Here is a 13,328-nt window from a genome sequence, read left to right on the forward strand (position 1 = left end):
GGAATTATACCTTTGTGAGAAGGCCGCGAGCGGCAAGGTTCCGGAAGAGCGCCCTTGTGCCGAAGGTCCATTCCGGGCATGCATCGGTACGATCGACCCAATTGACAAGCCGGCCCAGCGACGGCGTCGAAATCTCCACGCGATCACCGATTTCGTGCGTGAAACCTTGGCCGACACCGCGTCGGTCTTTGACGGGGGCGAACATGGTTCCCAGGAACAGGACGGCTCCATCGGGATATTGGTGATTACGATTACGAAGCTGCGATACCAGATTGGCAGGTGAGCGGCTGATGGCTTCCATTGGGCTTTCGCCAGTCATTTCGAAGCCGTCTTCACCCTTTACCAGCAGTGAAACGCGAACCTTGGAAAGAACGTCAAGCGTGAAGGCATCGTGGAACAGGCGGATGAATGGGCCAACTGAACAGGATGCATTGTTGTCCTTGGCTTTTCCAAGCAACAGAGCCGATCTGCCTTCAACATCGCGCAGATTGACGTCATTGCCAAGCGCTGCGCCAAGAATTTCACCGTCGGAACGTACCGCGAGAACTACCTCCGGCTCCGGGTTATTCCATTCTGAAATCGGGTGAATGCCTACCTTATCGCCACATCCTACAGAAGACATCGGCTGTGCCTTGGTGAAAATCTCGGCGTCCGGTCCAATGCCGACTTCGAGATATTGCGACCAGAGATTCATGTCTTGAAGAAGGGTTTTAATGCTGGCCGCTTTTTCTGAACCAGCCGTAACGCCGCGCAGGCTGTCCCCAAGGACGGGAGCGAGCTTTTCACGGATAGAACGAGCGCGAGAAGGATCACCCTTTGCCTGCTCTTCAATGACACGCTCCAGCATACTGTCGGCAAAAGTGACACCAGCAGCTTTGATTGCTTGCAGATCGATTGGAGCCAAAAGGTGGCCAGTCGTACCACTCAGAAAATCGTCCAAAGAGCCGAGATCCGGCAAGTCTGTGGTGGCGGCGAGCTTCGCGGCAATACCATCGATCTCAAACAGGCCCGACACGGTTGCAGCAATAGCTGTCAGGTCGAGCACGCGTTCATCACGGATCAGAACCGGGCAGGGGCCGTCTGCAATCTTAGACCAGACACGTCCTACCAGAACGGCGGTCGTGGCGTCGTCCGGCAAAATTTGTTGTGCACTCAACGAATGCTTTGAAGTCAAGCTGTCCTCCTCCCGGCAGTCTCCATCAAAATGGAAAGCTACAATTATATGGCTCCAGTCCGGCGCAGTGGTTTCAGAAGGTCGATAGTTCCGCAGGGTTTAACCCGTCGGTTTATCTCATCCTTTTCGCCAGTTGCGGCGCCCCCCACTGTTCAGGCAGTGACCCTCCAAAGCCAACTTGCCTTATTGTCAGGATGTCTGACAACCGTATATATCGTTTTAGTTCGAGAATTTATCGCTGTCTAGAACCGAAATCGGTTGTTCAGAAAAATGCAGCTTTCCGCCTTCTTTGAATCATAGGCAGTGCGACCCGTCCTAGTAGGATTCAAGTACCAGCCCGATCCTGGCTGCGGCTCCCATAAGATGCTTGCGCATGGCATCCCGCGCCAGCGCTGGATCGCGGCTGGCAATGGTGTCGCGTAAATTGACATGCTCCTCAATCGTTATATTGACGATTTCTTCCAGAACGGCCTTTGAGCGGGCAACGTTGATTGCATGACTGATGCGCTCAGTAATAAATCCGACGAATGTAGAAAAATATTCGTTTCCGGTGGCATCAGCCACTGCCTTGTGAAAGGCAAGGTCCGCAATGATCCCTTGATCTGTCCATTTCGCGGCCCCGGTCATTTGCTCGAGTGCTTCATCAAGACGTGCCAGATCCTTGGCAGTGTGATGGGCTGCAGCCAATCCTGCCGCTTCGATCTCGAGAGGGAAGCGCAACTGGAACAGGTCGCGAAAACTATCGCGGCTGAACAATTCATCCTCATTTATTCGGATCGAACGTGCCTGTCGCTCGGTTACGAAGGCACCGACGCCTTGTCGAGTATCGACGAGGCCTTCATTGCGCAACTGCGCAATCGCTTCGCGAACAACTGAGCGGCTTACGCCAAAGGATTTTGAAAGGACATGTTCAGTCGGTAGCTTGTCGCCAGGCTTTAAACGCCCTTCATGGATATCGCTGCCGATCTGGGCGGCGATCCGCGCAGGAAGGTGTTCGCTGCGCTTTATATGGCCAAAATCCGTCGACATGTTGCGTCCTTCTAATTGCTCGTCTCTGAACAAGGCGGCAAGCTCAATTGGCAACCGGGGTTCATCATAAGGCTAGGGTCTATCGCAGTCTTGATTGCGGATAGCAATTGGCGCTGCACATTAGGCATACGCTTTTCAAAATCCGGTCGTTTAAGCCGACCAATTCCATGCTCTGCGCTCATGGAGCCGCGATAGCTATCGAGTACATCGTTGATGATGTTTTTTGCTTTGTAGATACGAGCATCGATCTCCGCGCGGTCGAGCGTGTTCGGAGGTAATACATTAAGATGGACATTCCCATCGCCCACATGACCATAAGATACGCAAACACAGTCTGGCAGACCAACATAGACCGCGGTCTCTGCATCACGTACAAAATCCGCAAGGCGCGATAGGGGCACGGAAACATCGGTGCGCAAATGAGGGCCTCTCTTGGCTTGGCCTTCGTTCATGCCTTCGCGGAACAGCCACAGTTTGCGGGATTGGTCGCGGGATGTCGCGATGACGCCATCAGCCACCAGCCCGTCTTCCATAACCTTTTCAAGGAAGCGGCCCATGAGATCTTCGATGTCGATTAATCCAGAACCGGAGATCTCCATCAGAACATAGGCTGAATAATTGCCGTCCATTGGCATGGCCAAGTCCGGCATCGCTTCTCGCGCCAGTGTGAAAGCAAGCGGCGGCATAAATTCGAATGCCGACATCAGATCGCAACAGTCGCGTCGTGCGCGGCGATAAAGAGCGATAGCGTCATCGAGAGCGTTGAGACTGAGCAGTGCAGTCGCTACCTGCTCCGGTTGCGGCATAAGCTTTACCGCGACCGCTGTAACAATCCCCAAAGTTCCTTCTGCGCCAATGAAAAGCTGCTTCAGATCGATGCCGCGATTGTCTTTACGCAAGGTTGAAAGACCATCGAAAATGGAACCGTCAGGAAGGACTACTTCAAGGCCGAGCACGAGCTCACGTGTCATGCCATATCGCAACACATTAATACCGCCCGCATTGGTCGATACGTTGCCGCCGATGCGACAAGAACCCTGTGCACCCAATGCCAGCGGAAAGAACATCCCCGCGGCCTCTACCTTGTCCTTGAATTCGGACAGAATACAGCCAGCATCTGCCACGGCGGAAAAATCATCTACATCGATGCTGCGAATAGCGGTCATACGTTCGAGGCTGATTACGACCTGAGATTCTGGCGAGTCGGGCGTTGCTCCCAGTACGAGGCCAGTGTTGCCGCCTTGCGGAACAATAGACAGGCCACGAGCGCGAACAGCTTTAACACAAGCAGATACGTCCGCTGTGGAGCGGGGGCGAAGCACTGCAACTGCACTGCTCTTCACGTCGTCGTGCCAGTCGCTGCAATAGCGCGCTACTTCTTCACCCGAGAGAACAAGGTCCATGCCCAGGCTGCCGATCAGCGCCTGTATATGCTCATGCGTTGCAGTGTCGACGCTCATCAATTTGCGTTCCTGGGACATGATTCCTCCTGCGGTCTGCCTACAAATGCGAAGTAGGTGGCAACTGCATTATTTTGGTTTTCAAGCGCATGATATAAGGTTATCAGACAACCTTACAAATACTTTTTCGCAATCGGCGTTTTTACGATGGTGAAATCGACTACGGTACATGGTGGAGGAGAAACAAATGCACATTTTGATCATCGGCGCGGCAGGCATGGTTGGCCGCAAACTCTCCGAACGTCTCACGAAAGACGGTTCGTTTGATGGTAAGACGATTGAGGCGCTTACGCTGGTGGATGTGGTGACGCCGCAGGCACCTGCGGGTTTTACCGGACAGGTAACCCTTGAAACTGGTGACCTTTCCGCACCCGGCACTGCTGAAAAGCTGGTCGCAAGTCGCCCAGATGTAATCTTCCATCTGGCAGCTATCGTTTCGGGCGAAGCAGAGCTTGATTTCGACAAAGGCTACCGTATCAATCTTGACGGTACGCGTTACCTGTTCGATGCGGTTCGTGTTGCCCACAATGAAGATGGATATTTCCCACGCATTGTCTTCACCTCGTCGATTGCGGTCGTGGGTGCGCCACTTCCTTTCCCAATTCCCGACGAGTTCCATCTAACACCGCTCACCAGCTATGGCACGCAGAAGGCAATTTGCGAACTTTTGCTGTCCGATTACACCCGCCGGGGCTTCTTCGATGGAATAGGCATCCGACTGCCCACAATCTGCATTCGGCCTGGCAAACCCAATGCGGCTGCATCTGGATTTTTCTCAAATATCCTGCGTGAACCGCTTGTCGGCCAAGAAGCTGTCCTGCCAGTTTCTGATGATGTTCGCCATTGGCACACCTCACCACGTTCCGCTGTTGGCTTCCTGATCCATGGAGCCACAATGGATCTCCAACGCGTGGGCTCGCGTCGCAATCTGTCTATGCCCGGCCTTTCCGCGACTGTAGGAGAGCAGATTGCAGCGTTGCGCCGTGTAGCGGGCGATAAGGCTGTTGCTCTCATCCGTCGCGAACCGGATGAAATGATCATGCGCATGTGCGCGGGTTGGGCTCCGGGTTTTGAAGCCAAACGCGCGCGCGAGTTGGGCTTTACTGCCGAATCCTCGTTTGACGAAATCATCCGTGCTCATATTGAGGATGAGCTTGGAGGTTCACTGTGACGCGTAAAATTGCTTTTCTTGGCACCGGCCTTATGGGCGCGCCGATGGTGCGCCGCCTTCTCAATGCTGGCTTTAGCGTTCACGTGTGGAATCGTGACTCAGCCAAAGCTGAAGCATTAGTCAAAGACGGCGCGGAAGTGGCATCAAGTGCTGCTGAAGCAGTCACGAACGCCGAAATCGTCTTCACCATGCTGTCCGATGGGAGGGCTGTGGGTTCAGTGTTGTTTGATGGCGGGGTCGCGACAGCTTTGAAAGCTGGTGCCATCGTTATCGACACGTCTTCAATCGCGCCGCCAATTGCAAGAGAACATGCCGAGAAACTTTCCTCTCTCGGCATTCGTCACATCGATTGTCCCGTGTCAGGCGGCACAGTTGGTGCGGAAGCAGGAACGCTGGCATTAATGGCTGGCGGTGATGCAGTCTTGATCGAAGAACTGGCAGATGTTTTTGCGGCGCTCGGGCGTGTCACTCATGTCGGCCCTTCCGGTGCGGGACAGATTTGCAAACTGGCTAACCAGCAGATTGTAGCAATCACAATTGGTGCAGTTGCTGAAGCGATGATGCTCGTAGAAGCCGGTGGTGCGGATCGTGGCAAGTTCCGTGATGCCATTCGGGGTGGCTTTGCAGAAAGTCGTATTCTTGAATTGCATGGGAAACGCATGGTGGATCGTAGTTTCCAACCGGGCGGTCCTTCAGGGCTGCAATTGAAAGATTTGAATGCCGTGGCAGCGATGGCCGAGAGCCTTTCGCTGACGTTGCCATTGACTGAAGAAATTCGCGATGAGTTCCGGGCTTTTGTAGAAGCCGGCCATGCGGAAACGGATCATTCGGGAATTTTGCTGCATATTGAAAAGATCAATAATCGCCAGCGGGAAGACGATAAATGAGTGATGATCAAAACACACCGCGCCGTCTGCGCTCGCAGGACTGGTTCGACAATCCCGACCACCTTGATCTGACCGCGCTCTATCTGGAGCGCTTCATGAACTACGGTACGACGCCAGTAGAACTCAGGTCAGGCAAGCCGATTATCGGCATTGCGCAGTCTGGCAGCGATCTTAATCCCTGTAATCGCCACCATCTTGATCTTGCCAAACGCATCCGTGACGGCATTCGCGATGCAGGCGGAATAGTGATCGAGTTTCCGAGCCACCCGCTGTTTGAAAACTGCAAGCGACCAACTGCAGCGCTCGACCGGAATCTCGCCTATATGGCGCTTGTCGAGATCCTTTATGGTTATCCGCTTGATGGTGTTGTCCTCACCACCGGTTGCGACAAGACCACGCCTTCCGCACTGATGGCGGCTTCCACCGTGGATATTCCGGCTATCGTGTTTTCCGGTGGCCCGATGCTTGATGGTTGGCATGAAGGCAAGCTCGTCGGTTCCGGAACGGTAATATGGCAGTCGCGTCGCAAATATGCGGCTGGCGAAATCACCAAGGAAGAATTTCTCGAAGCGGCACTCAGTTCCGCGCCTTCGGTGGGCCATTGCAATACAATGGGCACGGCCTCCACAATGAACGCAATGGCCGAGGCTTTGGGCATGTCGCTCACCGGTTGCGCTGCCATTCCCGCTGCATACCGGGAACGTGGTCAGATGGCATATCGGACGGGTCGTCGTGCTGTGGAGTTGGTACTCGAAGACATTCGACCATCCATCATTCTGACACGTGAAGCGTTTGTAAATGCCATCAAGGTCAACTCCGCCATTGGTGGTTCGACCAATGCCCAGCCACATCTTATGGCGATGGCAAAACATGCGGGTGTGGAGCTGAAGCCTGACGATTGGCAGGACGAAGGCTTTGATATTCCGCTGCTTGCCAATATTCAGCCTGCTGGCAAATATCTTGGCGAGAAATTCCATCGTGCCGGTGGTGTGCCAGCGATTATGTGGGAACTGCTGTGCGCAGGAAAAATCGACGGCTCTTGCGCGAGTGTTACCGGAAAGACAATGGCGGAGAATCTCGAAGGTCGGGAATCATCGGATCGTGACGTCATTTTCCCTTACGACAAACCACTCAAGGAGCGCGCTGGCTTCCTCGTTATGAAGGGCAATCTGTTTGATTTTGCCATTATGAAAATGAGTGTGGTCTCACCTGAGTTTCGTGATCGCTATCTGTCAGAGCCGGGACACGAAGGGATTTTCGACGGGCGGGCTATCGTTTTTGATGGCTCGGAAGATTATCATAAGCGCATCAACGATCCTGCGCTCAACATTGACGAACGCTGCATTCTCGTCATTCGGGGCGCTGGTCCGCTCGGTTGGCCGGGGTCTGCCGAAGTCGTAAACATGCAGCCGCCGGATCATCTGATCAAGCGTGGAATCACGAGTTTGCCAACCATCGGTGACGGTCGCCAATCGGGCACAGCAGATAGCCCGTCTATTCTCAATGCTTCACCGGAAAGTGCAGCGGGTGGTGGTCTGGCCTGGGTGCGTAACGGTGACACCATTCGTATCGACTTCAACAAGGGGCAGTGTGATATGCTGGTGGACGAGGCAGAAATTGCGCGCCGCAAAGCGGAAGGTATTCCGCAGACACCTGCAGATGCAACGCCTTGGCAGATGATCTATCGACAGACGGTAACGCAGTTGGCCGATGGAGCTACAATCCGGGATGCGGATAAATTCCGCCAATTGGCCAAAACTCCGCCGCGCCATAACCACTAGTGAACTGGTGAAGCGGTTGAAATAAAAGCAGGCAAGTATAGCTATCCTATAGCGCCGATCTCATTGAAACAGGTCGGCGCTATAAGCGTCTGATTTAACACGCACCTTATGAGGAGGATAGTTATGCCAAAATTCGTGACGATCGGATATGGCGATCAAGAAGGTTATGATCGGACTCCGAAATCCATTCGGGACGCAGCTCATGCCCACGATGCGAAATTGCAGAAGAATGGGGTGTTGATGGGCATAGCGGGCGCGTCCGTGCAGGTTCGCAATCTTGACGCTGTTCAGGTTGAAACGACGAATGGACCATTCATGAGTTCCTCCCTGCCAGTGGCCGGATTTGCTATAATCGAGGCCGCCAATCTGAAGGAAGCCATAAAATTAGTGTCACAAACGCCCTGTGCTGTTGCTCGCGGTGTCGTTGAGGTTTGGCCACTGGAACGTTCGTCCTAACGCTGCACGGAAAACGTTGTTAAGCAAAGCGCCCGGTAATTTTCAACAGGCGCGTAAAAGTTTTTCATGGGCTCGTTCTATGCACGGCCAAGCATTGTGATCGTTAAAATTTTGAGGGAGACATGCTGGCCAAGTTTTCTTTATCTCAGTATTTAACTTATGGTTGCATCTTTTTGGAAGATAACGCATTTTCTACCAGTTAATTTGTCCGGATCGATAATATAAGCGTTGTATTTCGTCTGTTTTCTTGCAAGAAAAACATCAGCTGGCGATGGAGAAGAGATGCAATGGCCAACATCCCTTTGACGCGTAGCCAGTTTCTTCTTCCTTTCATGGGCATACTTGATGAGTTGGGTGCGCCTACGAGCGCGCTTTTGGAGAAAGCACGGCTACCATCTTCTCTCGAGACAAAGGGCGATCTCTATGTTCCGGTATTGCCAGCAATCCGGTTTATTGAAACTGCCCAAAGCTCTCAGGGCATTACAGATTTCGGTTTCCTAGCCAGCCAGCGGCTGCATTTTTCTCATCTGAGAGAAAAAACCAGAGCACTGATCGCACACTCCCCGACATTGCTTGTTGCATTGCGGCATGCCTGTACCGAGGCTTCGAGGGAAGACACTATCCTGAGCATGTGGATCGAACACGATAGTGACCACGTCCGGGTTTGCAGCAAGCTCGCAATAACAAAAGAGCTTCAGCACCTGGAGCATGCACAATGGCTTCAGAATATTTTCTCGATCTATATTGTGCGGCAATTTACTGGTCCCAGCTGGACACCGCCAGCAATGGCTTTTGAAGCGCACTATACGCCGAGTGAAGCGACGCAATCTTTCTGGCCAAATGTGCGCTTCATGTCTGGACAGCACGCGGCGTGGATCAGCATACCTATCTCATGCCTTAGTCTCTCCAACCGTTTAGCTGGATCGTTTCATCCAGTGCAGGATCAGGAGGATGGGCCCTCGGGCTATGATATCGTGGAACTTCTCAAACTGATGTTGCCATCTTATCTTGACGGAGGCGTTCCCACGCTTGCTGAGATCGCGGAGATGGCAGGCGTCAGTGCGCGTACCTTCCAGCGCAAACTCGCGAATGTTGATTTTGTGTATTCAGATATTCTGGATGCGGTGAGATTTGAGCGCTCAAGCAACTTATTACGTGAATCCGATTCCAAGATCATCGATATCGCATTTGCGTCTGGCTATTCTGACCCAGCTCATTTCACGCGAGCATTTCGCCGTATTTCCGGTGTAACCCCCCGCCAATTTCGTGAACAATCGCGATTGCGATAAGTGTTTCACCTGAAGCACCGTCGCCTGACTAAAGTTGGCACGAAATGGCAAGACTGATGATCTGTCCCTGCTAGAAGCAGTTTGAAGAGAACTTGTCCACCAATCCCTCAATGATTGGTTAGATGTCGTTTGCATTGGTCCGTGTCACGCTCTGCGGCATGGCATCATCTTACGAATACAGGGTAAATTCAGCGTTTGCTTAAAGGGGGAAAGATGCAGGGCATAAATGGTCTGTTCAGTTGGTGCAAGCAATGCGGCACCATGATTATTTCGATCGCTGGCCTTATTACGTTTAATACTGGCGCGGCGTGGTCCCAATCCTCGGCTGATAATCTTTCACAACAATTAGCCAATCCTCTGGCCAGTCTCATTAGCGTTCCTTTTCAAAATAACTTCGACTTTAAGGCCGGGTCTAACAAAGACGGTTTTGCCTACGGTCTCAACATTCAGCCTGTTATTCCATTCAGCTTAAACGACGATTGGAACGTTATATCGCGCACAATTATACCAATCGCTTATCGGGATTATATGCCTGGTGGCAGCGTTTCCGGGTTAGGTGATATAAATGCCAGCTTTTTCCTGTCTCCCAAGAAAACGGGGCCTGGCGGCTTGATATGGGGCGTCGGACCGGTATTTCTTCTTCCTACGGCGACCGACGATTATTTAGGTAGCGGGAAATTTGGACTGGGCCCTACAGCGGTAGCACTTATTCAGGAAAAAGCGTGGACCGTCGGTGCGTTAGGTAATCATATTTGGTCTGTCGCGGGCCCTTCGGGCAGGCAAGACGTGAGTGCCAGCCTGTTGCAGCCGTTTGTTTCCTATAATTTCGGCCAGGGAAGATCGATGTCGCTCAGCGTGGATTCAACCTACGACTGGGAAGCGGAGCAGTGGACAGTTCCAATTAATTTAGGCGCCACGCAGGTTTTCAAGGTGAACGATCAGGCCATGAGCCTTCAAGTAGGTGGGCGTTATTATGCTGATGGTCCTGCCGGTACGCCAGAGTGGGGACTGCGCACGACCCTGACATTTATGTTTCCTGAATAGCGAAATGACAAAGTCGGATGGAAATGTCACAAAATGGCAAGACTGGCAGTTCGCGAGTGTTAGAAGCGATCTGGATAGGGTTAGTCAGCTGATCAAATAGTGATTTGCAGACCGTTTTTGGATTGATCCCTGCCGCAATCTGCGAAGGGGCGCCGTCATCGTTATTATGATTGAATGAAGAGGTATTCCATGTTCCGTTCGTTTGGGATCAGTTTCGTAGTTGCCTCGGTTGCATGGACCGGGGGTGCCTTTGCTGAGACCTCAGGCAGCAAAATGCCGGTCACAGTTGAGAGTTTCGTCCGCGCTGAGACCGACCATTACCTCGCAGCCAATGTGAAGGACATAGGCCGATTGGGAGAGTTTAAACACTCTCGGGAACCCGTGGCGATCGATAAGCAGACCGTCATTCGTATGAACCGCGATACGCTTTATTCATTTGCTGTGTTTGATCTTGCTGCCGGGCCAGCCACGATATCACTGCCGGATACGGGCAAGCGTTATATGTCGATGATGATCGTTGATCAGGATCACTACCTGCCAATTGTCGCCTATGGTACGAAGCCGGTTACGCTAACACAGAAATCCGTTGGTACGAGATATGCTTTTGTCGCTGTCCGGACGCTGGTGGACCCCAACGATCCAAAAGATCTTGATGAAGTCCATAAACTCCAGGATGCCATTAAGGTCAGCCAGAAGGAGCCTGGCAAGCTCGATATCCCAAACTGGGATGACGAGAGCCTGACAGAAATCCGAAATGCTCTGCTCGCGTTAGCAAAACATCAAACGTCATATAACGGTTCATTTGGAACCCGCAGCGCGGTCGATCCGATCCGTCATCTAATTGGTACAGCTTCTGGATGGGGTGGCATTCCAGAAAAAGACGCAATGTACCCGAGTTTTACGCCAGAGAAAAACGATGGCAAAACGGTCTATACCCTCAACGTGCCAAAGACTGTGCCGGTGAAGGCTTTCTGGTCGATCAGCGTTTACAACGCCAAAGGCTTCTTCGAGAAAAACGACTACAATGCCTATTCGATCAACAACCTTACGGCGACAAAAAATACGGACGGATCGGTTACTGCGCAATTTGGTGGTTGTGATGGAAAAATTCCAAATTGCCTACCCGTCGTTGAGGGCTGGAACTACACTGTAAGGCTTTATCGGCCAGATCAAAATGTTGTTAGTGGCGAATGGAAATTTCCAGAGGCCGAACCGCGTTTAAACTAGTTCACATCGGCTAAAAGGCTAAGTTTACAACTACAAAGACGCGTGGCGAAACGCGGAGTGTCCGTTATCTGCACAACTATGACGGACATCCGCTTACGAGCAGCTTGAAACTATAAATCTAGGAGCATTTGAATGTTGTCGAAGGTCGGCCGAATGGCCTTGCTCACCACTGTAGTATTTGCTGGCCAAGCTGTGAGTTCCGCCATGGCAGAAAATGCCGCTGGCCCAAAGGTAACGGACCCGCATTTTCACCTCACACCAGGATATCTGCAGTCGAGTGAGCTTCCCAACAGTCTTGTTTTGCTGGGTTCGCCTCCAGCGGAGGGAAGTGCTGCACTGGCACGTGATGAGGCAGCAAGAGAGGCTACTATCGCACTACGCGGAAAAGCGCGCTGGGATCAGGCACGGACAGATGCTGATTTGCAATTCCCCCAGCCTGCGAAGAATTTCTCATGCGCTATGGGTGTGGATATTAGTGAAGAGAAGACACCGCATCTCTATAATTTGATGCAGCGAGTTCTCACCGATGCGGGTCTTTCGACCTATGGCATCAAGAACAAATATAATAGAACTCGACCTTTCGTCGTGCACAACGAAGGTACATGTCAGCCAGACGAAGAAAATGTGTTGCGTCAAGACGGTTCCTACCCATCGGGGCACACGGCTGCGGGATGGGCATGGGCGCTCACATTGGCCGAAGTCAATCCAAAGCGTGCGAATGATCTGTTTAAGCGCGGATTGTCGTTTGGACAAAGTCGGGTGATCTGTAACGCTCACTGGCAAAGCGATGTCGATGCCGGACGCATTATGGGAGCAGCAACAGTTGCTAAACTACACAGCAATCTTGAATTCCTTGCTGATATTCAGGCAGCGCGGAAAGAATTGGAAGCAGCGAGCAGCCCGACTGTCGATTGTGCTGTTGAGGATCAAACGCTCTCAGAACAAGTTCAATGACAACCCTTTCCCTCAACTGATCACTGAAGCGGAATTTCGGGGGGATAATGCATCACAATAGACTTTTCGCAATTGCGCTGACGGCTTTGATTGGTAGCCAGCATGTGAGCTTAGCTGCTGATATTCCGATGCCCCCCGCCGTCTCTGAGCCTGTAAGGCAAGAAGTCAACCCGGACGGGTGGAGTTTTAGTGCAAGTCCTTACTTCTGGGCTGCAGGCATCAGCGGCACCGCAGGTCAATTTGGGCTGCCGCCGGTAAAAATGAACTCTGACTTCGGAGGCCTCTTCAAAGAACTCGATTTCTCGTTCATGGGTGTCATTGAAGGGCATTATGATCGTTATAGTCTGTTCAGCGATATCATCTATACTAAAATATCAACAGGCGGTCAGACTCCTTACGGGGTGTTGAGCAACAGCGTCGATATTAAATCTGAGACGTTTTCCGGCTTTTTCGGTGGCGGTTACAGTCTTCTTGAAGAGGGAAGAAACCGCCTTGATGTGGTGGCAGGAGGACGTGTCTGGTACGCGAGTACGGAAATTTCTTTTGATGGTGGATTGTTCGACGGGCACAGCGGGCGCGACAGCGCTGCATGGGTCGATGCCATGGCTGGAATGCGCGGCAAGTATTTCCTGACGGACACTTTGTACTTCAGCGGCTGGGGTGTTGTGGGTGCAGGGCAGGCAAAAATTGACTGGGACGTGGCTGGAACATTGGGCTACCAGTTCAAGGACAATCTATCGGCTGTTGCAGGCTATCGTGCGCTTGGCGTGGACTACAATCACAATGGCTTTGTCTACGATGTGGTTCAAAAAGGGCCCATACTGGGAGTGGTCCTGCACTTCTAAATAGCATCTGA

12 protein-coding genes are annotated in these 13,328 nt (G+C 52.2%); 9 read left to right on the forward strand and 3 right to left on the reverse strand.

Translation table 11 applies throughout. From position 1 onward, the window contains the following. Window positions 1-4: 4 nt before the first annotated feature. The 3 genes from QBD00_RS19050 to QBD00_RS19060 all read right to left on the reverse strand — a co-directional run bounded on the left by QBD00_RS19050 (window position 5) and on the right by QBD00_RS19060 (window position 3,606). Window positions 5-1,174, reverse strand: a complete 1,170-nt coding sequence (locus QBD00_RS19050) for a fumarylacetoacetate hydrolase family protein (RefSeq protein WP_151091588.1) — start codon at window positions 1,172-1,174, stop codon at window positions 5-7. A gap of 315 nt (window positions 1,175-1,489) precedes the next feature. Beyond that, window positions 1,490-2,203, reverse strand: a complete 714-nt coding sequence (locus QBD00_RS19055; RefSeq protein WP_264230880.1) for a FadR/GntR family transcriptional regulator — start codon at window positions 2,201-2,203, stop codon at window positions 1,490-1,492. Between the two features lie 11 nt (window positions 2,204-2,214). Beyond that, window positions 2,215-3,606, reverse strand: coding sequence for an FAD-binding oxidoreductase (locus QBD00_RS19060; RefSeq protein WP_412535046.1), 1,392 nt, complete (start codon window positions 3,604-3,606; stop codon window positions 2,215-2,217). A 244-nt stretch (window positions 3,607-3,850) separates the two neighbouring features. Between QBD00_RS19060 and denD the strand changes: the two genes are divergently transcribed. From denD to QBD00_RS19105, 9 genes are all read left to right on the forward strand, one after another. Then, complete coding sequence (denD, locus tag QBD00_RS19065; protein ID WP_318580253.1) at window positions 3,851-4,834, forward strand: D-erythronate dehydrogenase; 984 nt, start codon at window positions 3,851-3,853, stop codon at window positions 4,832-4,834. Then, on the forward strand, window positions 4,831-5,721 hold the full coding sequence (locus QBD00_RS19070; protein ID WP_264230878.1) for an NAD(P)-dependent oxidoreductase: 891 nt from the start codon (window positions 4,831-4,833) through the stop codon (window positions 5,719-5,721). The genes denD and QBD00_RS19070 overlap by 4 nt, the downstream gene beginning before the upstream one ends. After that, window positions 5,718-7,502 carry an IlvD/Edd family dehydratase gene (locus QBD00_RS19075; protein ID WP_318580254.1) on the forward strand — a complete coding sequence of 595 codons (1,785 nt, stop codon included), beginning with the start codon at window positions 5,718-5,720 and terminating at the stop codon, window positions 7,500-7,502. Before QBD00_RS19070 ends, QBD00_RS19075 begins: the two co-directional genes overlap by 4 nt. A 123-nt stretch (window positions 7,503-7,625) precedes the next feature. Further along, window positions 7,626-7,958, forward strand: a complete 333-nt coding sequence (locus QBD00_RS19080; protein WP_318580255.1) for a YciI family protein — start codon at window positions 7,626-7,628, stop codon at window positions 7,956-7,958. Between the two features lie 287 nt (window positions 7,959-8,245). Continuing rightward, window positions 8,246-9,247, forward strand: coding sequence for an AraC family transcriptional regulator (locus QBD00_RS19085; protein WP_318580256.1), 1,002 nt, complete (start codon window positions 8,246-8,248; stop codon window positions 9,245-9,247). A 213-nt stretch (window positions 9,248-9,460) separates the two neighbouring features. After that, the gene (locus QBD00_RS19090; RefSeq protein WP_318580257.1) at window positions 9,461-10,291 is read left to right on the forward strand and encodes a transporter; all 831 of its coding nucleotides are present in this window, start codon (window positions 9,461-9,463) and stop codon (window positions 10,289-10,291) included. Window positions 10,292-10,480: 189 nt separating this feature from the next. After that, window positions 10,481-11,518, forward strand: coding sequence for a DUF1254 domain-containing protein (locus tag QBD00_RS19095; protein WP_318580258.1), 1,038 nt, complete (start codon window positions 10,481-10,483; stop codon window positions 11,516-11,518). 132 nt (window positions 11,519-11,650) lie between these two features. Further along, the gene (locus QBD00_RS19100; RefSeq protein WP_318580259.1) at window positions 11,651-12,472 is read left to right on the forward strand and encodes a phosphatase PAP2 family protein; all 822 of its coding nucleotides are present in this window, start codon (window positions 11,651-11,653) and stop codon (window positions 12,470-12,472) included. A gap of 47 nt (window positions 12,473-12,519) precedes the next feature. Continuing rightward, a complete protein-coding gene (locus QBD00_RS19105) occupies window positions 12,520-13,317 on the forward strand; it encodes a hypothetical protein (RefSeq protein ID WP_318580260.1) in 798 nt (265 codons plus the stop codon). Window positions 13,318-13,328 lie beyond the last annotated feature (11 nt).

This window comes from Ochrobactrum sp. AN78 (assembly GCF_029909885.1).
In the GTDB taxonomy this organism is placed as follows: Bacteria; Pseudomonadota; Alphaproteobacteria; order Rhizobiales; family Rhizobiaceae; genus Brucella; species Brucella quorumnocens.

Bases quoted from the DNA above. Each gene is read 5' to 3' on its own strand.
- QBD00_RS19105 (WP_318580260.1), top strand. From the start codon at position 12,520: ATGCATCACAATAGACTTTTCGCAATTGCGCTGACGGCTTTGATTGGT.
- denD (WP_318580253.1), top strand. From the start codon at position 3,851: ATGCACATTTTGATCATCGGCGCGGCAGGCATGGTTGGCCGCAAACTC.
- QBD00_RS19075 (WP_318580254.1), top strand. From the start codon at position 5,718: ATGAGTGATGATCAAAACACACCGCGCCGTCTGCGCTCGCAGGACTGG.
- QBD00_RS19090 (WP_318580257.1), top strand. From the start codon at position 9,461: ATGCAGGGCATAAATGGTCTGTTCAGTTGGTGCAAGCAATGCGGCACC.
- QBD00_RS19085 (WP_318580256.1), top strand. From the start codon at position 8,246: ATGGCCAACATCCCTTTGACGCGTAGCCAGTTTCTTCTTCCTTTCATG.
- QBD00_RS19055 (WP_264230880.1), bottom strand. From the start codon at position 2,203: ATGTCGACGGATTTTGGCCATATAAAGCGCAGCGAACACCTTCCTGCG.
- QBD00_RS19095 (WP_318580258.1), top strand. From the start codon at position 10,481: ATGTTCCGTTCGTTTGGGATCAGTTTCGTAGTTGCCTCGGTTGCATGG.
- QBD00_RS19100 (WP_318580259.1), top strand. From the start codon at position 11,651: ATGTTGTCGAAGGTCGGCCGAATGGCCTTGCTCACCACTGTAGTATTT.
- QBD00_RS19060 (WP_412535046.1), bottom strand. From the start codon at position 3,606: ATGGACCTTGTTCTCTCGGGTGAAGAAGTAGCGCGCTATTGCAGCGAC.
- QBD00_RS19080 (WP_318580255.1), top strand. From the start codon at position 7,626: ATGCCAAAATTCGTGACGATCGGATATGGCGATCAAGAAGGTTATGAT.